The organism is Mycobacterium sp. NTMscope_MAC_12, from assembly GCF_976985675.1.
The window spans coordinates 3,988,071-4,009,528 of record NZ_CDRJYY010000001.1 but is presented as its reverse complement, the minus strand read 5'-3'; the positions used below and the strand labels follow the sequence as shown (position 1 = coordinate 4,009,528).

Here is a 21,458-nt window from a genome sequence, read left to right as displayed (position 1 = left end):
GCTCCTATTCGCTGTCGTATCCGGGGTGGGCGACGGCGAGCCGGCGCCGTACCAGGGTTCGCAGGCAGGCCGTGACGTCGGCCGCTCGGGCGTCCATCTCGCCGGACCGGATCGCGGCGGCAAGCTGTTCCTCGTCGGCGACGCCCAACCCGGACAGCGCCGCGCGGGATTCGGCCTCGTTGTCGTCGAGCAGTTCGCGCTCGACGATGCGCAACGCGTTGGCCGCCACCCTGGCGTGAAAGTTGACCTGGCCGTCGGTCGCCGACCGCACGTCGGTCTCCAGGAATTCGGCCACCGCGGCCACGAGTTCGGCCGCCAGCGGGCGGCCGTGCGCGCCGATCACGGCGCGGCCCGGCCCCGATTGCCCGCCTCCTCCTCGCGCCGCCGCGCGGCGCGCATCGTCGGCGGGCGCGAGCAGGCTGAGCAGGTCCCACTCCGTCTCGCAGACGCGCCGCCCGATGGTGGCCAGCTCGACCGAACGGTGCTGGCCGCTCAGATGCCGTTCCGCCTGGAATCGGCAGATGACACCCCAGCGCAGCGTGGCCAGCACCAGCCACCAGTGAAACGCCACCCGGTCGACGGTAGTTGCGCTGGCCTGCTCGTAGGCCCGCAGGAAGCTCTCGATGCTGCCGAGGCCGCCGGCGCCGAGGCCGGCCGGGGCGCCGAATCGCCAGGCCCGGATGCAGAACCACGCCAGGTCTTCGTACGCCTGGCCGACGTGCACGAGCTCCCAATCCAGCACCGCGGCAAGGTTCGATCCGTCGACGATGAGGTTGCCCATCCGGAAGTCGCCGTGCACCAGCACCGTCGGCGACGGTTCGGGCCGGTGGGCGCCCAGCCAGCGAAACGCCCATTCGAAGGTGGCGGTGGTGTCGCCCATGTCGTCGAGGCGCTGGCGCCATTCGTCGAGTTGGTCCTCGTGGGTGATCCCGGCAACGTGGGGGTCGGCGCGGTGAATGGCGGCCGCCGCCCGCGCGCACTGCTGCAGCAATCGGGCGCGGCCCGCCTGCCCGTCGGCGGCGTCGAGCTGGCGTTGGATGCGCCGCACGATGGTCTCGCCCTTGATCTCGTCGCAGATCAGAAACGGATTGCCCAGTGCGGCAGGCGAATTGTCGGCGATCAGGACGTGGGGGACCGGCGCGCCCGCGGCCGCGGCGGCGGCCTGTGACCGGGCCTCGAGTTCCATGCCGGCATGCACGTCGTCGGGCGGCCCGGTGCGAAAGATCAGCGAGCGGCGTTGCCCGCCGGTGACGGCCTCGAAAGCCCAGGTGGTCCGGCTGGCGCCGCCCGTCAGCGCGCGCAGGTTCTCGACCGCCGTGTCGGCGCCGATGGCCGACGTGAGCACGGCGGCGAGTTTGGCCGTCAGCTCGGCCGTCTCGTCGTGCATCATTTTCGGCCGAATTTGAACAGCCGCTGCGCCACCCGGCGAATCTGGATCTCTTCGGCGCCCTCGGTGATCCGGTAACGACGGTGGTGTCGGTAGATGTGCTCGAACGGTTCGTGCCGGCTGTACCCGAGCCCGCCGAAGATCTGCATGGCGCGATCGGCGGCGTCGCAGACCAGCCGGTTGGCGCGGTAATTCGCCATCGACACCTTGTCGGAGACCTCCATGTGGTGGTCGCGGTCCAAATGCCAGGCGGCGTATTGGACCAGCAGGCGCACCATCTGCGCCTCGGTCTGCAATTCGGCCAGCGGCCATTGCACGGCCTGGTTGACCGACAGCGGCTTGCCGAACACCGTTCGGCCGCCGGCGTATTCCGCGGCGCGGTCGATGCAGTACTGCGCGGCGCCCAGGCTGCTGGCGGCCTGTCGAATCCTGTTCTCGTGCAGGAAGGTTTGCGCCACCTCCAGGCCGCGATCCACCTCGCCGAGCACCGCGTCCGCGGGCACCCGAACGTCGGTCAGCTCGACCTCGCCGTGGTCGGTGGGCATGTTGAACGTCCACCAGTAGTAGGGAACGTTGAATCCGGGTGTATCGGTCGGCACCAGGAACGCCGTGATGCCGCGCGCGCCCCCGGGCTCACCGGAGGTGCGTGCGAAGACCAGATCGTGGGTTGCGCGGTGCACGCCGGTGTTGAATCGCTTGGAGCCGTTGATCACCCAGCTGTCGCCGTCACGTTCGGCGCGTGTTTCGAGCCAGGTGGCGTCCGAGCCGTGCTTCGGCTCGGTCAGCCCGAACGCCATCGAACGCTCCCCGGTGATCAGCGCCTCCGACCACACCCGGCGCTGCTCATCGGTGCCGAAGCGCTCCATCATGATCACCTGCGGGAAATTCCCGACGATCGACGACTCGTTCTGCAGATCGTTGTGCAGGCCAAGGCCCTTGTGCGCCAGGTGTTCCCGGATGACGGCCATGTCGACGTTGCTGCCGTCACGGCCGCCCAGCGAGGCCGGCAAGCCGTAGCGCAGCCAGCCCGCCCTGTCGGCGCGCCTGCGCATCTCGGCGAGCAGGTCCTCCCACTCGCGGGTCGGGATGCCGTCGTTGTCCCAATCGGTGCGCGCGTGCTCGCGGCGCTGGTCGAAATACTGGATGTTCTCGCGTTCCAGCGGTTTGATCTCCGCCTCGATGAACTCGTCCATCTCGGCGAGCACACCCGGAAGGTGTTCGGGCAGCGTGAAATCCACAAGTATCTCCTTACGCGCCGTACAGAGTTTTCTTCCAGATCGTCGACAGGGTGGCGATGGCGTCCTTGTCGCTGATCTTGATGCCGAGGTTGGAGGGGCCGACGAAGACGGTGGTGAAGTTCTCGAAGAGCAAGGCGATGGCCGCCGCGGTGTGCTGGGGATGCAGCTCGGCGCCGTATCCCTGATCCTGGGCGCGGCGCACCGAGGCCGCCACGAGATCCATGCCGAAGCGCCGGAATTCGTTTTGCACGGCGGCGAAGCGCTGCTGGGTGGCGGCCAGCTGGGCCACCGCGATCATGATGCCGATGTTCTGTTTGAACATGTTCCAGTAACCGGTGACCACCGAGGTGAAGAACGCGTCGTCGTCGGGGGAGTCCGGCAGGTGAACGCTCAACCCCGACGGTGTGACCACCTCATGCAGGAACGATTCCGCCAGCGCCGCCAACAAATCTTCCTTGTCGGTGAAGTAGCGGTAGAACACCGCCGGCGATTTCCCGGCGGCCGACGTGATGTCGGCCAACGTGGTGCCGTGAAAGCCCCGTTCGGCGAACAGCTTACGGGCGGCCTGCTCGAGGGCCTGCCTGGTTTGGCGGCCTTTGGCGGTCAGCTCGCGGGTTGCCTCCGGGGCGGACATCAGTTCCCCCGCACTCAATGTCTCGGTCGGTCGCCGGCGCGCAACAGGGCGCTCGGCAGATCGTGGCCCACCAACGACTTCGCCACGGCGGCCGCGGCGATGGCGGCATCCAGGTCGACGTCGACGCCGATACCGCTGTCGCGCAGCAGGTACACCAGATCCTCGGTGGCGATGTTGCCCGTTGCGCCCGGCGCGAAGGGGCAGCCGCCCAGGCCGCCGACCGAGGCGTCGAGCCGGGTCACCCCGGAGCTGACCGCCGCGTACGCGCTGGCCAGCCCGGAGCCGCGGGTGTTGTGGAAATGACCGCCCAGCGGCATGTCCCCGATCACCGGACGCAGTTGGGCGATCAGCGAACTCACGCGGCCCGGGGTGGCGGTGCCGATCGTGTCGGCGATCGACAGACGGTCGACTCCGCGCTCGCGCGCGGCCGCGGCGATGTCGAGCACCCGCTGCGGCGGGGTGGGGCCTTCGAACGGCGAATCCCACGCGGTGGCGATCACCACTTCGACGCTGACCCGGGGGGCGGGGCCGTCGTGCGCGATGGCGACGATCTCGTCGATCGCCTTGGTGGCCTCGGCGCTGGTGCGCCCGACATTGGCCTGGCTGAACGTGTCGTCGGCGGCCACCACGTACTCGATGGAGCGCAGTCCCGCGGCGACGGCCCGCTTGGCCCCGTTGGGGCTGGCGACCAGCGCGGAGAATTCGATGTCGGGGTAGTCGTGCAGATGGGCGGCGAGCTCGGCGGCGTCGGCCATCGACGGCACCTTCGTCGGGGAGACGAACGCGGTGGCCTCCACCTCGCGGACCCCGGTGGCCGCGACCGCGGCCAGCAGTTCGAGCTTGGCCGGCAACGGGATTGGCGTCTCGATCTGTAGGCCGTCGCGCAGAGAGACCTCGCGAATATCGACGTGCTGGGCGGTCACAGTACCTCCTCGGCGCGCAGCTCCTCGAGCTCCTCGGCGGTCCTGCCCAGCAACCCGGTGTAGACGTCGTCATTGTGCTCGCCGGGTCGCGCGGGACCGGCGTTGCGCAGCCGGCCCGGAGATTCCGAGAGCACGGGAACAATGCCGGGCCCGAGGACATTGCGTTGCAGCCGCTGGTCGTAGTGCTCGATCAGCATGTCGCGGGCCCGCAGCTGCGGGTCGTTGACGACCTCGGCGACCGTGTTGATCGGCCCCGCGATCACGCCTGCCGCGGAAAGGGTTTCGATGATCTCGCCGGGTTGGCGTTCGGCGGCCCAGCAGCCGATGATGTTGTCGAGCTCGTCCTGGTTGCGGCCGCGTGCGACGTGCGTGGCGAACCGGTCGTCGGTGGCCAGCTCCGGGCGCCCCATGGCCTTGCACAGCCGGGCGAAGACGGTGTCCTGGTTGGCGGCGATCACCACCCACGAGCCGTCGGCGCTGCGGTAGATGTTGGACGGGGCGATGCCCTCCAGCCGGGTGCCCGACGGTCCCCGCACCACACCGCCGACGTCGTAGTCGGGGATCGTGGATTCCTGGACGGCCAAACAGGATTCGGTGAGCGCGACGTCGACCACCTGGCCGCGCCCGGTGATGCTGCGGCGGTACAGCGCGGCAAGCGCGCCCTGGGCGCCGAACATGCCGGCCAGGCTGTCCCCGAGCGAGAGCGCCAGCCGCGGTGGCGGGCCGCCGGGGAAACCGTTGAGGTGTCGCAGTCCGCTGGCCGCCTCGGCGACCGAGGCGTAGCCGGCCTTGGAGGCGTCGGGTCCGGTCTGCCCGTAGCCGGACACGCGCACCAGGATGATGCCCGGATTGCGTTGACTGAGCACGTCGTAGCCGAGGTTCCATTTTTCCAGGGTGCCGGGGCGGAAGTTCTCCACCACGATGTCGGATTTCTCGACGAGCTCACAGAACAGTTCGCGGCCCCGGGGGTGGCGCAGGTCGAGGGTGATGGCCCTCTTGTTGCGCGCATGCACCGTCCAAAAGACGTGCTGCCCATCGACTTCGGCCTGGCCCCAGGTGCGCAATGGGTCCGGGGCCTTGGGCAGTTCCACCTTGATGACGTCGGCCCCCATGTCGCCCAGCAGGCGGCCGGCGAAGGGGCCGGCGATCAACGTGCCGAGTTCGAGGACCCGGACGCCGTCGAGCGGACCCGCTACATCGATGCGCCGCTCTCCCCCGCAAGCGGGAGGTGCCCCCGCCTCATCGCTGCGCTCTGCATCGTCGCCGGCGGAAGTCACTCGGCGCTCACGAAGTCGTGCCGGACCAGCCAGTCGGTGACGATGGTGACGGCCGTGCGCAACGCCTCGCGCTGGTCGGGTCCGGCGTAATAGTGTGTGGCGCCGGGAATTTCGTGCATCTCCTTGTCGGGGTGCCCGATCGCTTGGAAGAGCCGCCGGGTGTGGCTGGGCGTGCAGGCATCATCGGCGAGGTTACCGATCACCAGCGCCGGGATCGCGATGTCGGGCCCGCAGGTGACCGCGTCGCCGCGGGCGTCGTCGTAGCTCCACTGCGAGAGCCAGCCGCGCAACGTGGAGAATCGGGCCAACCCGACGGGGCTCATGTTCACCACTTGAGGATCCCCCAGGTAGCACGTCCCCGGGGCGCGTTCGTTGGGATCGACGGTCGGGTCCAGCCACCGCGGGTCGGCCATGGTGCCGTGCACGACGAACCCGAACTCGTCGTCCGGCCGGCCGGCGGCCTTCAGCTCGGCCAGTTTTTCCATGACCCACGCGGTGATACGACGGTTGCGGTCGATCTGCGCCTGCCGGTACCGGGCCAGGAATTCTTGGCTGTAGGGCGGCTGGTTCGGATTGTCGGGGTTGTACAGGTCAAGCTCGGGATCGCGCTGGGTGGGGTCGGATTCGTCGAGGATCGACGCGTCCAGCCATTCGGTCAGCGTGCCGTGCCGGCTGATGTGCGCGGCCAGCAGCATGATGCCGTCGGCCGGGGGCAGGTCGAGTTTGGTCAGGTCGGGTCCGTCACCGGTCGGGCTGGACGTGATGGTCGGATTCTGCGCCTGCTGCTGGTAGAACACCGACAGTGAACCGCCGCCGCTCCATCCGGCGAGCACCACCTTGGAGTAGCCCAGGCGTTTCTTGGCGTCCTTGATGCACTCGCCGAGATCCTCGACCACCTTCTCCATCAGCAGCGCCGAGTCGGTGCCGCGGAAGCGGCTGTTGCAGTAGATGACGTGATGACCGGCCCGGGCCAGGGCATTGATCATCGGCAGGTAGGCGCCGCCGCCGATCGGGTGCATGAACACCAGCACCGTGTCCGACGGCTTGTCCTTCGGCTTGAGCAGGTAGCTTTCCAGCACGGTGATCTCGGCCAGGCCGCCGTAGACGTCCCGGACACCCGAATTGTTCTGGAAGGCAACGAGATAGGGGATGCGGTCGTACTCGTGCTTAACGGCGCGGGTCATCAATGTTGTCCTAGGTCGTGGGCCAGTACCTCGGCCGACGGGGTCAGCCGCCGGCGGGTGTCGATGGCGATCACCTGCCAGTCGACGCGGGAGTACTCGTCGAACTTGCGGCGCGCCCGCTCGCGCGCCTTCTCCGGTGCGCCGTGGTGAACCCCTTGCGGCGCATGCGAAATCAGGCCGGGCGGCATCGGGATGCCATAGAGCGAGCCACCGTGGAAGAAGGCGATCTCGTCGTAGTCGACGTTGCGGTGATACCACGGTGTGCGCTCGGTGCCCGGGATGCCTTCGGCGGGCTTGGGCAGGAAGTTCATCACGTAGACGCCGGTGGCTTGCATGAACAGGTGCACGGTCGGCGGCAGGTGGACGCTGTCGGAGGTGACGACGTTGTAGTCGGCGATGTTGAACGTGAACGCGAAGTTGTCACCGCGCCATCCCTCGACGTCGAGCGGATTATGTTGGTAGAACAGCGTTGTCGGGCCGCCATCATGGATGAGCCGGACCTCGTACTCGCCGCCGGAATCGCCCTCGTCGGCGGGGGCCGGCTCGGGGATGACCACCTGCGACGGGTCGAAGGGGAAGTGGCGGCCCAGCGCGCCGGGTGGCGGTATCCGAAACTCGTCGCTGGCCTCGATCATCAGCATCGTCGTCGCGGTGTCGGGCAGCTGGCGCCAGGTGCATGCCTTCGGGATGTACAGCCAGTCGCCCTCCCGGTAGCGCAGCGGCCCGAACTCGGTCTCGGCCAGGCCGCTGCCCTGGTGAACGAAGCACAGCAGGTCGCCGTCGACGTGACGGGCATAGAACGGCATCGGCTCTTGGCGGCGGCTCAACAGAATTCGGCAGTCGTCGTTGCTGAACATCAGCAGCGGCCCGCCGCCCGCGTCCGTGGCGTCAGCCGGCTTGAGCTCACTGGACAGCACGTCGAGGGGGCGCAGCGGGCCGACCGATCGGTAGGCGGTGGGATCGTTGCGCCGATAGAGGTTGGCGGTGCGGCCGGTGAATCCGCCGCGGCCCAGCTCGTCGTCCTTGAGCCCGTCGAGGTCGGCATGCAGGCGGCGTGGCGTTCGGCCTTTCCGCAGGTGCACAAAGGATTCCATGGACGGCTCCTCCGATGGGCCAAGCTCGGCGGTCACAAAACTGAAAGTGACATTACTTTTTGTTTTGGTCGGACACAAGGGCGGCATCGGCGTTGTCGCGAGGCCGTCGTCGTCCCCGTCCCGCGTGAGTCACAGTCGCCACAGGCGTCTCCGTCAACCCCGGACGCGCAGCACGACCTTGCCCTTGGCGGTGCGGTTCTCCAGCGAGGCGACCGCGGCCGCGGCCTCCGCCAGCGGATAGGTCGCCGGCTCGGGCGGGGCCAGCTCCCCGGAGGTGAGCAGCCGCTCGAGTCCGGCCCACTGCTCGGCCAGCGCGCCCGGATGCGTCCCCGCCCACGCGCCCCAACCGACGCCGACAACGTCAATGTTGTTGAGCAGCAATCGGTTGACCTTGACGGTGGGGATTTCCCCGCCGGTGAATCCGACGACCAGAAGCCGTCCGCCGGGGGCGAGCGAGCGCAGGGAATCCGTGAACCGGTCACCGCCGACCGGATCGACGACGATGTCGACGCCGCGGCCGTGGGTCAACTCCTTGACCGCGTCCTTGAACCCGTCGGCCAGCACCACGTCCGTCGCGCCGGCGGCCGTGGCGATGTCGGCCTTGTCCTGCGTGCTGACGACGGCGATGGTGCGCGAGGCCCCCAGCGCCGGCGCCAGCCGCAGCGCCGAGGTCCCGATGCCGCCGGCCGCGCCGTGGACGAGCACCGTCTCACCGCGCTGCAGCCGGCCCCGCACGGTGAGCGAGAAGTACACGGTGAGGTCATTGAAGAGCAGGCCGGCGCCGGCCTCGAAGCTCACGTTGTCGGGCAGCTTGAACACCCGGTCCGGGGCCAAGATCGCGACCTCGGCCATGCCGCCGGACAGCATCGTGAGGCCGACGACCCGGTCGCCGGGACGCACGTGCGCGCCCTCGGGCGCCGAGCGGACCACGCCGGCGATCTCGGCGCCGAGCACGAACGGCAACTCCGGGCGGTATTGGTACAGGCCGCGGGTGAGCAGCGCGTCCGGGAACGCCACCCCGGCGGCGTGCACGTCGACGACGACCCCGTCGCCCGTCGGTTCGTCGATGTCGGCCAACTCGACCGCGTCTGGACCATCGAGCCGAGTCACCCGTACCGCGCGCATGCCAGCAGAGCCTACTGCCGGCTCAAAAACCGCCCGCGACCCGCACCACGGCCCGGCCGGAGAACTTGCCGGCGCGCACCTGATCGATCACCCCGACGACGTCCTTCACGTCGACATCGCTCACCAGCGAGTCGAGGTGACGCGGCCGCAACGAATCACCCAGCCGGCCCCACAGCGCGCGCCGCCGCCCGATGGGCATCAGCACCGAGTCCATTCCCAGCAGCGCGACACCGCGCAGGATGAACGGCATCACCGTGGTGTGCAGGGCCGGACCCCCGGTGAGACCGCTGGCCGCCACCGCGCCGCCGTAGTCGATGGTGCTGAGCACGTCGGCGAGCGTCGCCCCACCCACACAATCCACCCCGCCGGCCCAGCGCGCCTTGCCGAGCGCGCGCGGCTTGGCGTCGGGATCGGCGGGCAGGCGGCCGATAACCTCCGCGGCGCCAAGGGCTTTCAGCCGCTCGGCGGCGTCGGCCTTTCCGGTCGAGGCGACGACGCGGTACCCGGCGGCCGCCAGCAGGTCCACGCTGACCGAGCCGACTCCGCCGGTGGCCCCGGTGACCACGATGGCGCCGGCGTCGGGCGCAATGCCCCAGTCGATCAGCGCCTGCACGCTCATCGCCGCGGTGAAGCCCGCGGTTCCGATCGCCGCGCCCTCGTGTGGACTCAATGCGCCGAGCGCCACCACCTGGTCGGCCGGTAACCGTGCGTATTCGGCGTAGCCGCCGTGGTGGCCGGTGCCGATCAAATAGCCGTGGGCCAGCACGTTGTCGCCGACGGCGAAGTCGGCCGACGTCGACTCCACGACCTCGCCGGTCAGGTCGATGCCGGGGACGACCGGATAGTTGCGCACCACGCCGCCGCCGGGCGTCAAGGCCAGGGCGTCTTTGTAGTTGACGCTCGAATACAGGACCCGGATCGTCACGTCCCCGGGCGGCAGGTCGTCGGGACGAAGTGTCTCGACCGATGCGGTGATCCGGTCACCATGTTGGCGCGCGACAAGCGCGTGAAACGTGTCCATTCCTCGACGCTAACCTCACCGCGTGAAAACCCGCGAGTGGGCTGAACGCGGGCGCTACCTGAGCTCGGCCGACGACAGGCCGAGCAATCGGCGGGCGACCACCAGCTGCTGGATCTGTTGGGTGCCCTCGAAGATGTCCAGGATCTTGGAGTCGCGCGCCCACTTCTCCAGCAGGGTCTGCTCGGAATAACCTGCGGTGCCGGCCAATTCGACGGACTTGAGGGTGACGTCGGTGACCATCCGGCCGGCCTTGGCCTTGCTCATCGACGCTTCTTTGGAGTTGGGGATCTTGTTGTCGGCCTGCCAGGCCGCCCGCAACGACAGCAGGTAGCTGGCCTCCCAGTCGGCTTCCATCCGCAAGAACTCCGCCGCCGCAGCGCTCTGGGCGTGCGACGGCCGGTCGTAGGAGATCTCCACGCCGGCGTCGGTGAGGATCTTGCGAATTTCCTCCAGGGCCGCGCGGCCCACCCCAACGGCCATGGCGGCGACGATAGGGCGGGTGTTGTCGAAGGTCTCCATGACACCGGCAAAGCCCTTGCCGACCTCGATTTCGGGATTGCCGAGCAAGTTTTCCTTCGGGATGCGGACATTGTCGAACCGGATGGCGGCGGTGTCGGAACCCTTGATGCCCAGCTTGTGCTCGAGCCGCTCGACCGTGACCCCGGGGTGCTCGCGCGGCACGACGAACGACTTGATCGCCGCGCGGCCCTGTGACTTGTCCAGCGTCGCCCACACCACGATGTGGGTGGCGCGCGACCCGGCGGTGACGAAGATCTTCTCGCCGTTGATCACGTACTCGTCGCCGTCCAGGGTGGCGGTCGTCGCGACCGCCGCCGAGTCCGACCCGAAGCCGGGTTCGGTGATCGCCATCGCCGCCCAGACCTTGCCGAGGCGTTGCAGCTGCTCGTCGTTGGCGACCGCGGAAATGGCGGCGTTGCCCAGCCCCTGGTAAGGGACCGAGAGCATCATCGCGAGGTCGCCCCAGCTGGCTTCCAGCGTCTGGAGCAGTGCGGCCATGTTGGCGCCGTTGTGGTTCTTGTCCCGCTCTTCGTCCTCGCCGCCCAGTGCGTTCGCCCCGGCGAATTCGAATGACTCCGAAGCGCCTTCGAAGAGGCTGAACAGGGTGTCGAGCTCGACCGGGTACGCGTGCTCCTTGAGGTCGTACTTGCGGGCGATCGGCCGCATCAACTCAGCGGCGCCCTGATGCGTCTTGGTCGTCACCGCTTGCATCTTGCGGGGAAGTTCCAGATTGATTGCCATGATTGAACTTTCAGCTCGAATGGGTTAACGACTTAGATGACTGCTAGATGACCACGACACCCTCGGCGACGCCGATGGCCCGCAGGTCGCGGTACCAACGCTCGACCGGGTGCTCCTTGGTGTAGCCGTGGCCGCCGAGCAGCTGAACACCGTCCAGTCCGATCTGCATGCCCTTGTCGGCGCCGAGCCGCTTGGCCAGCGCCGCCTCGCGGATGAACGGCAGGCCCTGCTCGGCGCGTGCCGCGCCGCGCCAGGTGATCAGCCGCAGCCCGTCCAATTCGATGGCGATGTTGGCGCACATGAAGGCCACCGCCTGGCGATGCGCGATCGGCTCGCCGAAGGCCTCGCGTTCCTTCACGTAGGGGACGACGTAGTCGAGGACGGCGTGCGACGTGCCGACCGTCAGCGCCGCCCAGCCCAGCCGGGACAGCGCGATCGCCTCGGAGTAATCCTGATCCGACGCGTCGTCCTCGCCGAGCCGCGCGCCCAGCGGGACCGACACCCCGGAGAGCTCGACGTGGCCCAGGGCCGCCGCGCGGAGCCCCATGCTGGGGTCGGCTTTCACGGTGAGGCCTTTCGCCGACGATTCGACGATGAACAGGGCCGGCTTGCCGTCGAGCTGGGCGCCGACGATGAAAAGCTCGGCGTCGGCCGCGGCCGGCACCAACGACTTCACCCCGTCGAGGCGGTAGCCACTCGGGGTGCGCACCGCGGTCGTCTTCAGCCGGGTGGGGTCGAAGAGCGGTTGCGGTTCGGCGATGGCCACGCAGGCCTGCGGTACGTTCTCGCCGGCGAACTCCGGCAGGTAGGTGGCCTGCTGATCGGCGCTGCCCCAATGGGTCAGCGCGGAGGCCACGCCTCCCGGCGCCAGCAGCGGCAACGCCAAACCCATGTCGCCGTAGGCGAGTGCCTCGGCGACCAGCACGTTGGTCACGCTGGAGCGGTGCGCGGCGATGCCGTCGAAATCCTCGGGAATGTTGATCGCCGTGATGCCCAGTTCGGCGGCCTTGGTGATCAGGTCGCGGGGGTAGGTGGCCGCCTCGTCGGCGTCGTGCGCCGCGGGCCGCAGCACTTCTTCGGCGAATTCGTCGAGGGTCTCGACGATCATCTTCTGCTCGTCGTCGGGCGTCAGGTCGAAATAGTCCTTGCCGCTCGACTTGAGTCGGGTCGGCCCGGTGCGCACATTCTGGACCCGCTTGAACTGACGAGAGGTCGTGGCGGCCGTTGAGAAGATCGTCTTCGTGCCGTAGCCCAGGGCGCGGTTGAGCGGGTCGCGCAGTCGGTATTTGTCCAGGAATTCCTGACCGACGAGCGGGGTGATGAGCGCGATGGCGATGTCGACGCCGGTGCGTTTGTGCGGTTGCAACCCGACCGCGGACTTATGGTCGCGCCGTTTCGCGCGGGAGCGGGAGGTTGTTTGTGGTGAACCGGAATCGGTCATGGGTCAGCGGCCTCAGGTTTGTCGGGCAAGCGGATAGAGCCAATCTTACTCCGGAGTAAGATCACAGAGAACACTTGTTAACTAATTCACAGTGAGGCTGCCGAGCACCTGCCGCTGCAGCAGGCCGTTGGTGGCCACGGCGCTGCCGTGATGCGGGCCCGCGGTGCCGTCGAGCGCCGTCAGCGTCCCGCCCGCTTCGCGCACCAGGATGTCCAGCGCGGCGAGATCCCATACCGACACTTCCGGTTCGGCGGCGATGTCGACCGCCCCCTCGGCCACCAGGCAATAGGACAAGAAGTCGCCGAACGCGCGCACCCGCCACACCGCATCGGTCAGCGCGATGAAGCGGTCCCGCACGCCGAGCTGCGCCCACCCGGACAGACTGGAGAACGACAGGCTGGCCGAATTCAGTTGCGCCACTGAGGAAACCGATATCCGACGGGGTGATGCGCCGTTGATCGCGACGAACGCGCCGTGGCCCTGCGCAGCCCACCACCGGCGCTGCAGCGCCGGGGCGCTCACCACGCCGACGACGGGGACGCCGTCGTGCAGCAACGCGATCAAACTCGCCCATACCGGCACGCCGCGGACGAAGTTCTTGGTGCCGTCGATCGGGTCGATGATCCACTGCCGCCCGGTGAAGGCGGTGTCTCCGCCGAATTCTTCGCCGACGATGCTGTCATCCGGCCGTTCGCGCGCGAGCACCTCGCGCAGCTCGGTTTCGACGGCGCGGTCGGCATCGGTCACCGGCGTCAGGTCCGGTTTGGTGTCGACGCGCAGGTCCAGCGCCCCGAAGCGGGAGGAGGTCAACGAGTCTGCGCGGTCGGCCAGCGCCAGTGCCAGCGCCAGATCGTCGGAACCCATGGCGCAGTCTTATCACGGCCCTACCATGGCGGGGTGTGGGAATTCGGACTGCTGCTCCTGCTGGTCGCGGTGCTGGCGGTATTTCTGGTCCAGCGGTTCGTCCCGCGCGGCCCCCGCGGTGAGCTGCTGAGCGGCACCCTGCTGGTGACCGGAATCAGCCCGCGGCCCGACGCGACCGGCGAGCAGTTCGTCACCATCGCCGGGGTGATCAACGGCCCCTCGGTCAACGAACACGCGGTGTATCAGCGCATGGCCGTCGACGTGAATCAATGGCCGACCATTGGTCAACTGTTTCCGGTGCTGTATTCGTCGAAGAATCCGGACAACTGGAAATTCGCACCGCCGGAACCACCCGCGCCGCAGGAGCCACCGCCGGGCTAGGGGCGCCTCAGCCGGCCGCGGGTGGGCGTGTCATGACCGTGATGCGAACGCCGTAGCGGGGCACCACAAGCGCGGCCCGCGAGACTCTCCCCCCAGGTATTCCGGGAATGCCGGCGGTGGCGGGCCCGGTGCGGGCTATCGCCTCGGTCGCCGGCAGGCCGGACAAGCCGCCGCCGGGCACCGCCGTGGCGGGGCCCCCGGCCGCGGCGGCCCAGCCCGCGGGCACCGACATCGAGCCGATCCGGCCGGCGCGGGCGAGCACCGCATTGACGTTCCCCAGACCGGAGGCGGCACCGCTGAGCGCGGGCACCTTCGGGAGCGCGGCCGGAACCGCCGCGAGGTTCGGCAAGATGCCCAAGTTCTTGTCGGCCTGGATGATTCCGGCGTTGAACCCCTCCGTGGTGAAGATTGATCGGAACGCGACCTGGGCCCCCTGGATGGTGTCCAGGATTCGCGCGAATCCGTCCCTTCTGGAAAACGCGAACAGCTGCGAGCCCGGGCCCGCATTCGAGTTCGCGGCATTGGCGGTAGCTTGCGTGACGGCGTCCTGCTGCGCTGTCACCCCATCCTGAGTGGTCGCTTGGCGCGGGGCAGAGAACGGCGAAAACTGCACCGTTGCAGCAGAACTGGCGGAATAGCTGTACATCGCGGAGGCGTCCTGGGCCCAGTATTCGGCGTACTGGGCCTCGTTCGCCGCGATCGCGGCGGTGTTCTGCCCGAAGAAGTTCGTTGCCACCAGCGTCGCCAATTGGGTGCGGTTGGCCGCGACCGCGGGCGGGGGCACGGTCATGGCGCGCGCCAGCTCGTAGGCTGCTGCCGCCGCCCTGGCCTGGATGGCCGTCTGCTGTGCGCGCTCGGCGGTCGCGTGCAGCCATCCCACGTAAGGGGCGGCGCTGGCCGCCATCGCCTGGGAGGCGGGCCCGTACCAGGACAGGCCCGTCAGGCCAGCCAGCACCGATTCGTACACGGCGGCCGTGATGCTCAACTCGGCCGCCAGTGAGTCCCAGCTTCCCGCGGCGGCCAACAACGAGCCCGAGCCGGGGCCCGCGTACATGCGGGCAGAGTTCACCTCTGGTGGAAGAAGGCCGAAATCCATTGTCTTACAGCGCTATCAGCTGCGTGCAGCGACTCTGCTCGCGGCACGTCACCCGGCAGCCGGCGGGCGTGGCATCACCGTGAGCCGCACGCCATAGCGGGGCGGGACACCCGCTCCGACGGATCGCGAGGCGCCGCCACCTGGCATGCCGGGGTAGCCGGGATAACCGGACGCTACCGGCTCCTCGGTGCCCCGCAGCGTGGTGAAACCGGCCGGTTCCAACGGCGAGATATGGGTGCTCGTGGGGGCGGCCCAGCTTGCCGGCACGGACATCGGCCCGATCGATCCGGCGTGCGAGAGGGTCGCTGTGACGTTGCCCAGCCCTCCGCCGAGACCCCCGCCGAGACTCGTTGTGGTGCTGCTGAGCGCGGGGGCCGCGAGGGCAGGGGCAGCGGCCAAGGGTTTGGCGAGAATGCCCAAATTGTTCTCGGCCCCGATGATGCCGGATACGAACTGCTCCATGTTGTAGGGAGCGCTGAAGCCGACGCCGGTGCCCTGAATGGCGTCGAGGGCCGCAAAGAACGGTCTGCCGCCGGCCGCCGCTGTCGTATCGGACAAGTCATAGATGTCGCCGTAGTAGTTGTAGGTGTTGCCCGTTTGCTGCGTGGACAACGGTGAAAAACTCTGCGTGACGGCCTTGTTGGCGGCAGCGTTGGTGTTGGCCGCGGTCACGGCGGCCTTCTGGGCGCCCACCCCGGACTCGTTGGTGGAGTTGTTCGCGGGCGCAAACTGCGGCAACCGGGTCGCGGCCGCCGAGGACACGGAGTAGCCGGACATGGCGGCGGCGTCCTGGGCCCAATAGTCGGCGTACTGCGCCTCGGTGTCCGCGATGGCCGCGGTGTTCTGGCCGACGATGTTCGTCGCCACCAGCGACGCCAGCAGCGCGCGGTTGGCGGTGACCACCGGTGGGGGCACCGTCATCGCATAGGCCTGCTCATAGGCGGCCGCGGCCGTCCGCGCCTGCAAGGCCGTCTGCCGGGTCTGCTCGGCGGCCGCTTGTAGCCATTCCGCGTAGCGGGCGGCCGCGAACGCCATCGCCTGCGCTGCGGGACCGCGCCATTGCAGGTCCAGGCCCGAGAGTGCCGATTCGTAGCCCTCGGCGGCCGAACTCAGCTCGGCCGACAGCGCGTCCCAGCTTCCCGCCGCGGCCAACAGCGAGCCCATTCCGGGCCCCGTATACATCCGGGCGGAGTTGATTTCTGGTGGAAGAAAAGCCCAATCCATGGTGGAGACATCCCCTCAAAGTGCGGTTTGCGGACAAACGCCGCTGGCGCCGGCGTCGCCGCACCGGCGTTGATCAAAGTGGGTGGTGGCCGCTGCCAAACCGGCTCTGCAAGCCGGCAAAGCTCACGCTCGCGCCGGAGGATGGGACGGCCGCACACGATCGCTCCGCGCGTGCCTAGCGGGCAGCGCGGTACTTATCGAGTGGGCGGACCGTTCGCACAGGGCATCGCGAGTGACCTTCGGGTTTTCGGGCTCTTCAAAGGTCGCAGGTGCCGCCGACGCGTGCGGGCTTTTGCTCATTTCCCGGCTCCGACCAGGCAGAATTAAGATTGCATTTGCCTGACGTTCACTCTCCGTTAACCAAACTCGGCGCTTGATTTACGCGTGCTGAATAGTGAAAGTAATTGACGCGCTTGATATTTGGGCTAACTCCGGCGTCGGACCGGTCGTCATCCGCGGCGGTTGAAATTGTCGACCACGCCCCGCAGCATCTCCGGATTCCGCAGGAACGGCGTGATGATGTCGACCGGCAAGGGGAAGACGACGGTCGAGTTCTGATCCGCCCCCAGCTCCAGCAGCGTCTGCAGGTACCGCAACTGCAGCGAGGCCGGGCTCTTCGAGAGGGTCTCGGCGGCCTCGCGCAGCTCCTCCGAGGCCTGCAGCTCGCCGCGCGCGTTGATGACCTTGGCGCGGCGTTCGCGTTCGGCCTCGGCCTCGCGGGCCATCGCCCGCTGCATCGACTCGGGGATCTCGACGTCCTTGATCTCCACGACACGGACCTGAACACCCCACGGTTCGGTCTGCTTCTCGATGATCGTGCGCAGATCGCTGTTGAGGTCCTCGCGATGCGCGAGCAACGTGTCCAGGTCCGCCCGGCCCAGCAGCGAACGCAGGGTGGTCTGCGCGATCTGCGAGGTGGCGACCGCGTAATTCTCCACCGCCAGAATCGCTTTCAGCGGATCGGTCACCTGGAACATCACGACGGCGTTGACACGGGCCGGCACGTTGTCGCGGGTGATCACCTCCTGCGGCGGAATGGTCAGCGTGACCAGGCGTTGGTCGACGCGAATCATCTTGTCCAGAAGCGGGATAAGGAGCCGCAGACCCGGGGCGTACAGCGGACGTACATGCCCCATCCGGAACACCACACCGCGTTCGTATTCACGTAGCACCGCCAGCGACCAGGTCGCGAGTACCACCAGCACAACGATCCCGGCGGCGATGAGGCCGATCACCAGCGTGGTCATGTCGTATTGTCCTCCTTGCTTTTCCAGCCGCCCCAGTGCGTGGAATAGCGGTCGATCGCCGCGGCCACCTGGTCCTCGATCGCGGTGCGGTGCGGAAGGTGTTCGGGGGCGTTGGAGGGAGTGCTCCACAGGTGGCGGACGAGCGGTGCTCCGAGCAGCGCGACGAGCAGCACGGTCGCCGTCAGGACCAGCGCGTCCGCGGCCGAGTGGTTGGCGATCAATGTGGCCAGCGGTAAGACGATCCCCAATGCGGCCACGCAGCAGGCGATTCCGCGGTGAAACCGGCCGGCGTCCGAATGCGGCCACGGGTCGACCTCGCGGCTTATCTCGCGACCGTGCTCGGACGTGGTGCAGCCGGATTTGACGGGGCAGCTGTTACAGACCACCGGTGATGCGCGATATCGCATGACCCGATGCTTCGGATCGAACGACGTCGGCCACAGCCAATGGTCCTGCGGGCAGATCCATGCGTCATGGTCGGGCCGGTAGGTGAACTGCCCTGTGCGCCAGCGCGCCGCGTGCGCTGATGCCCGTCGTGCCATGACGTCGAAACTCCAGCCGACGGCCAACAGGGCCAGGGAATACCCGGCGATCAGCCATACCGAGGTCGCCGGAGCAGTCATCGGTCAGTCCTTCACCGGGACTTGGGCCTCGTCGGCCGCGGCCTCGGTGTAGAGCGGGTGTTCGGGCATTTCCTCCAGCGTGGTACCCGAGCGGAAGTTGCGCAGCGCGGTCCAGGCGATCCAGACGAAGGGCAGCACACCGCCGACGATCAGGATGATGTCGCCCGGCATCCGCAGCCATTCGAGCACCGCATTGCCGGGTTTGGTGATGTAGCCCAGCGATCGCGCTTCGAAGTAACCGTCGTTGACCGAGTGGAAAAGCTGCAGCACACCCAGCGGCAGTAGGGTGGCGAACACCATCCATGCCAAGCCGATATTCAATCCCCAGAACGAAATTCGGGCCAGCTTCTCGGGCCATTTGTCGGCCGGGATCACATACCGGAACGCGAACATGGCCAGGCCGACGGCAAGCATGCCGTAAACACCCATCATCGCCGCGTGTCCGTGGTTGGCCGTCAGCGCGGTGCCGATCTGGTAGTACGACACCACCGGTAGGTTGATCAGGAATCCGAAGATGCCCGCCCCCAGGAAGTTCCAGAAGCCCACCGCGACAAGGAACATGACCGCCCAGCGATGCGGGAAGGGGTTGGCGTCGCCGGACTGCTGACGCGCCCCCAGCTGCAGGAACGCCCACGCCTCGACGGTCAGGAAGGTCAACGGAATCACCTCGGCCGCCGAGAAGAACGCGCCCAGCGCCATGTGCTCCACCGGCGTGCCCGAGAAGTACAGGTGGTGCATGGTGCCGATGACGCCGCCCGCGGAGTACAGGATGACGTCCAAGAAGATCACCCCGAGCGCGATGCGTTCGCGCACCACGCCCAGCAGCACGAACATGTAGGCCACCATCACGGTGGTGAACAGCTCGAGGAAGTCCTCGACCCACAGGTGCACCACCCAGAACCGCCAGAAGTCGGCGACGGTGTAGTGAGTGCCGCTGCCGGCCAGCAGGCCCACGGTGTAAAACACGGGGATCGCCAGCCCGGAGAAGAAGAACAGCCAGGGCATGTTCATCTTCGATTCGCCCTTGAGCCGCGCGCGCATGCCGCGCCAGATGATCGCGATCCACACGAACATCCCGATAATCAGCAGGATCTGCCACAGACGCGGCAGGTCGAGGTATTCCCACTGCTGGGAGAAGAGCCCGCCGGGGGGGATCACGCCGTAGATGGACAGCGCCTCGGTGATCAGCGAGCCGAACACCACCAGCGCCACCGCACCGAGCAACACGTAGGCCAGCAGGGCCTGTCGTTTGGGCTCCCGGCGCGCGATGAACGGCACCAGGAAGATGCCGCCGGCGAGAAACGCCGCCGCGGTCCAGAACAGCGCCAGCTGCAGATGCCAAGTGCGGGCCAGGTTGTAGGGCAATATCCGGGCCAGGTCCAAGCCGAAGAACGTGGACAAGTCGGCCCGGTAGTGCTCGGCGGCCGCGCCCAGCAGCGTTTGCGCCAGGAACAGCACTGAGACGACGGCGAAGAACCAGATGCAGGCGCGCTGCGCCGGCGTCAGGCCCACTTCGCCGGGCTGACGGAAGGACAGGGTGGACGACTCGGCGCTGTGCCAACCCACCTTCTGGCTCCACCGGCCGTACACGGCGAACATCACGCCGATGCCACCCAGCAAGGCGATCAGCGACAGCGCCGACCAGACGATCACCGAGGCGGTGGGGCCGTTGTCGACTCGTGGCTCGGCGGGCCAGTTGTTGGTGTAGGAGTACTTATGCCCCGGGCGCTCGGCCGCCGCGGCCCACGCCGTCCAGGCGAAGAACCCCGTCAGGTCACGGATTTGCGCCTTGTCGGTGATCATGTGGGGCAGCAGGCCGTATTTCGTCGAGTTCTCCCCGAAGTACGCGGCATACCGGCTCTGAATGTGGTCGAAGGCCGCGGCCTGGCGATCGGTGAACACCAACGTCTTGGTGGCCGGGTTGTAGCGGTTGGTGCGGAACTCGGTGACCACCCGATCATGCGGATCGGTGACACCCTGCGCTCGCAGTTGATCGGTGACGTCCTGCGTCGCCGCGCGCAGATATTCGGCGGTGTAGTCAGGCCCCAGGTAGGCGCCGTGGCCCAGCACCGAGCCGTATTCCATCAGCCCGCGCGCCTGGTAGAGCTCCTGGCCACGGGTGATGTCCTCGCCGGTGAACAGCAACTGACCGGATTCGCTGACGACTTTGTCCGGCATCGGCATCGACGCCGAATAGGTGCGGTAGGCCAGAATGCCCATCACCAAGAAGCCGAAGATCATGACGAGGGCGACGCCCTGGACCCAGCCTTTACCGACCAGGGGTTGAGACGATGGCTGTTGGGCGGATGTCGGTTGAGCGGTCATGCGCGAGGTCTCCCGTCTCGGTGATGGCTGTGGTGCCCGCTGTCTCCCATGTCAAACAAACCCGGTTTTCGTCCGCACCCAGTATTCGGTTGCCGGCGTCGCGATGGCAACAGTCAATTCCCGGAGTTTCGCGGCCAATAGGGTCCCATGGCGCCTATTTCTGGACCCAATTCTTCTGGGGGAGAGCGGTTTACGGGCAATAGCCTAAGGGCGAATGGTGTAGCGAATGCCCGATGGCTCAACGGAGGAAGTCGCGATGAGCAACATATATCCAGCTCCGGCAATTGTCGTAGGAGTCGACGGATCCCGGGCGGACACCTCATGCGGCGGTGTGGGCGATCGAGAGGCGGTCAGCCGCGACATCCCGCTGCGACTGGTCTGCGTCATCGATCCGCACGCCGCGTTGGCCGACGCGCATCGGGCCGTCGATGCCCGCCGGCGAACCGGTCAAGGTAGAAAACGGACATCCCTTGGGGCAAAACGGGTTTCAAGCTGGCCGAGATCGAGGTCGGCGGTCACGGTCTGCACCGCGCAGGTCAGCAGCGTTGTCGTCGAAGTGGACAACGGCACGGTGTTGCGGCGTGCGTTCGAGGAAGCGGGGCTGCGCGGCGCCGCACTGCGAGCGGTGTCGATCTAAGCCGGCGCGGGGCACTGCGTGCTCGCGATCCGCTGCGGCAACCTATGATTCGGGCTCCGGACCGAACCGGAAATGACGGCCGGTGACTTCGGTCGGGGTGATCCGCACATAGTGCGGCTTGGGTATGGCTGTCCAGGGCAGTAACTGCGCGCGGTCGGCCTTGTGAATGTCCGCGTCGGTTTTCAGCAGCCGAGCGCGACCGCGGACGATGACACTCCAGCCCTCGACGAGGTTGTGGTCGTCCACCTCGAAAACCACCGCGTGGTTCGCCACGGCCGAGAACAACTTGGTGCCCTCGGCGGTCCGGAACAGCACGGTCCGGTCTTGCGCCACGAAGTTGACCGGAAAGATCTCGGGCTCACCGGCGAAGTTGGTGACAAGCCGGCCCAGCGTCACGCTGCCCAACAGATTCCAGTTCTCGTCTTCAGTAAGCACGCTCACCGGTTCGTCGCTACGCACGACCCCAACGCTACGGAG

20 protein-coding genes are annotated in these 21,458 nt (G+C 67.8%); 2 read left to right on the top strand and 18 right to left on the bottom strand.

The window, feature by feature from the left end:
• Nucleotides 1-4: 4 nt before the first annotated feature.
• From AC0KS4_RS18485 to hisN, 12 genes are all read right to left on the bottom strand, one after another.
• Entirely contained in the window at nucleotides 5-1,390 is a 1,386-nt protein-coding gene (locus AC0KS4_RS18485) for a phosphotransferase family protein (RefSeq protein ID WP_238956613.1), read from the bottom strand.
• The gene (locus AC0KS4_RS18480) at nucleotides 1,387-2,625 is read right to left on the bottom strand and encodes an acyl-CoA dehydrogenase family protein (protein WP_238956612.1); all 1,239 of its coding nucleotides are present in this window, start codon (nucleotides 2,623-2,625) and stop codon (nucleotides 1,387-1,389) included. The genes AC0KS4_RS18485 and AC0KS4_RS18480 overlap by 4 nt, the downstream gene beginning before the upstream one ends.
• A 10-nt stretch (nucleotides 2,626-2,635) precedes the next feature.
• Nucleotides 2,636-3,259 (bottom strand): TetR/AcrR family transcriptional regulator, encoded by a 624-nt coding sequence (locus AC0KS4_RS18475; RefSeq protein WP_225326407.1) that lies wholly within the window; start codon nucleotides 3,257-3,259, stop codon nucleotides 2,636-2,638.
• A 14-nt stretch (nucleotides 3,260-3,273) separates the two neighbouring features.
• Nucleotides 3,274-4,182, bottom strand: coding sequence for a hydroxymethylglutaryl-CoA lyase (locus AC0KS4_RS18470; RefSeq protein ID WP_238956611.1), 909 nt, complete (start codon nucleotides 4,180-4,182; stop codon nucleotides 3,274-3,276).
• Nucleotides 4,179-5,384: a CaiB/BaiF CoA transferase family protein gene (locus AC0KS4_RS18465; RefSeq protein WP_238957358.1), complete on the bottom strand. Its 1,206-nt coding sequence runs from the start codon at nucleotides 5,382-5,384 to the stop codon at nucleotides 4,179-4,181. The genes AC0KS4_RS18470 and AC0KS4_RS18465 overlap by 4 nt, the downstream gene beginning before the upstream one ends.
• A 71-nt stretch (nucleotides 5,385-5,455) precedes the next feature.
• Nucleotides 5,456-6,643, bottom strand: a complete 1,188-nt coding sequence (locus tag AC0KS4_RS18460; protein ID WP_238956610.1) for an alpha/beta hydrolase family protein — start codon at nucleotides 6,641-6,643, stop codon at nucleotides 5,456-5,458.
• On the bottom strand, nucleotides 6,643-7,737 hold the full coding sequence (locus tag AC0KS4_RS18455) for a homogentisate 1,2-dioxygenase (protein ID WP_238956609.1): 1,095 nt from the start codon (nucleotides 7,735-7,737) through the stop codon (nucleotides 6,643-6,645). Before AC0KS4_RS18455 ends, AC0KS4_RS18460 begins: the two co-directional genes overlap by 1 nt.
• Nucleotides 7,738-7,890: 153 nt before the next feature.
• Entirely contained in the window at nucleotides 7,891-8,862 is a 972-nt protein-coding gene (locus AC0KS4_RS18450; protein WP_225326411.1) for an NADPH:quinone oxidoreductase family protein, read from the bottom strand.
• A 22-nt stretch (nucleotides 8,863-8,884) separates the two neighbouring features.
• Nucleotides 8,885-9,883, bottom strand: a complete 999-nt coding sequence (locus tag AC0KS4_RS18445; RefSeq protein WP_225326412.1) for an acrylyl-CoA reductase family protein — start codon at nucleotides 9,881-9,883, stop codon at nucleotides 8,885-8,887.
• 54 nt (nucleotides 9,884-9,937) lie between these two features.
• The gene (locus tag AC0KS4_RS18440; protein ID WP_225326413.1) at nucleotides 9,938-11,143 is read right to left on the bottom strand and encodes an acyl-CoA dehydrogenase family protein; all 1,206 of its coding nucleotides are present in this window, start codon (nucleotides 11,141-11,143) and stop codon (nucleotides 9,938-9,940) included.
• Between the two features lie 43 nt (nucleotides 11,144-11,186).
• Nucleotides 11,187-12,584, bottom strand: coding sequence for an acyl-CoA dehydrogenase family protein (locus tag AC0KS4_RS18435; RefSeq protein ID WP_238956608.1), 1,398 nt, complete (start codon nucleotides 12,582-12,584; stop codon nucleotides 11,187-11,189).
• 81 nt (nucleotides 12,585-12,665) lie between these two features.
• Complete coding sequence (gene hisN, locus AC0KS4_RS18430) at nucleotides 12,666-13,448, bottom strand: histidinol-phosphatase (RefSeq protein WP_238956607.1); 783 nt, start codon at nucleotides 13,446-13,448, stop codon at nucleotides 12,666-12,668.
• Between the two features lie 33 nt (nucleotides 13,449-13,481).
• Between hisN and AC0KS4_RS18425 the strand changes: the two genes are divergently transcribed.
• Nucleotides 13,482-13,829, top strand: coding sequence for a hypothetical protein (locus AC0KS4_RS18425; protein WP_225326416.1), 348 nt, complete (start codon nucleotides 13,482-13,484; stop codon nucleotides 13,827-13,829).
• A gap of 7 nt (nucleotides 13,830-13,836) precedes the next feature.
• Here the strand turns inward: AC0KS4_RS18425 and AC0KS4_RS18420 are convergent, their stop codons facing one another.
• The 5 genes from AC0KS4_RS18420 to AC0KS4_RS18400 form a co-directional block, all read right to left on the bottom strand.
• Nucleotides 13,837-14,925 carry a PPE family protein gene (locus AC0KS4_RS18420; protein WP_238956606.1) on the bottom strand — a complete coding sequence of 363 codons (1,089 nt, stop codon included), beginning with the start codon at nucleotides 14,923-14,925 and terminating at the stop codon, nucleotides 13,837-13,839.
• 48 nt (nucleotides 14,926-14,973) lie between these two features.
• Complete coding sequence (locus tag AC0KS4_RS18415) at nucleotides 14,974-16,149, bottom strand: PPE family protein (RefSeq protein ID WP_238956605.1); 1,176 nt, start codon at nucleotides 16,147-16,149, stop codon at nucleotides 14,974-14,976.
• 449 nt (nucleotides 16,150-16,598) lie between these two features.
• Nucleotides 16,599-17,396: a slipin family protein gene (locus tag AC0KS4_RS18410; RefSeq protein ID WP_238956604.1), complete on the bottom strand. Its 798-nt coding sequence runs from the start codon at nucleotides 17,394-17,396 to the stop codon at nucleotides 16,599-16,601.
• Complete coding sequence (locus AC0KS4_RS18405) at nucleotides 17,393-18,019, bottom strand: hypothetical protein (protein WP_225326420.1); 627 nt, start codon at nucleotides 18,017-18,019, stop codon at nucleotides 17,393-17,395. Before AC0KS4_RS18405 ends, AC0KS4_RS18410 begins: the two co-directional genes overlap by 4 nt.
• Before the next feature lie 3 nt (nucleotides 18,020-18,022).
• Nucleotides 18,023-20,344 carry a nitric-oxide reductase large subunit gene (locus AC0KS4_RS18400; RefSeq protein WP_238956603.1) on the bottom strand — a complete coding sequence of 774 codons (2,322 nt, stop codon included), beginning with the start codon at nucleotides 20,342-20,344 and terminating at the stop codon, nucleotides 18,023-18,025.
• Between the two features lie 331 nt (nucleotides 20,345-20,675).
• Here AC0KS4_RS18400 and AC0KS4_RS18395 point away from each other — a divergent pair, with 331 nt between their 5' ends.
• On the top strand, nucleotides 20,676-20,981 hold the full coding sequence (locus AC0KS4_RS18395) for a hypothetical protein (RefSeq protein ID WP_472408523.1): 306 nt from the start codon (nucleotides 20,676-20,678) through the stop codon (nucleotides 20,979-20,981).
• A gap of 42 nt (nucleotides 20,982-21,023) precedes the next feature.
• On the opposite strand, the gene AC0KS4_RS18390 is transcribed toward AC0KS4_RS18395, so the two are convergent.
• Entirely contained in the window at nucleotides 21,024-21,440 is a 417-nt protein-coding gene (locus tag AC0KS4_RS18390) for a pyridoxamine 5'-phosphate oxidase family protein (protein WP_238956601.1), read from the bottom strand.
• Nucleotides 21,441-21,458 lie beyond the last annotated feature (18 nt).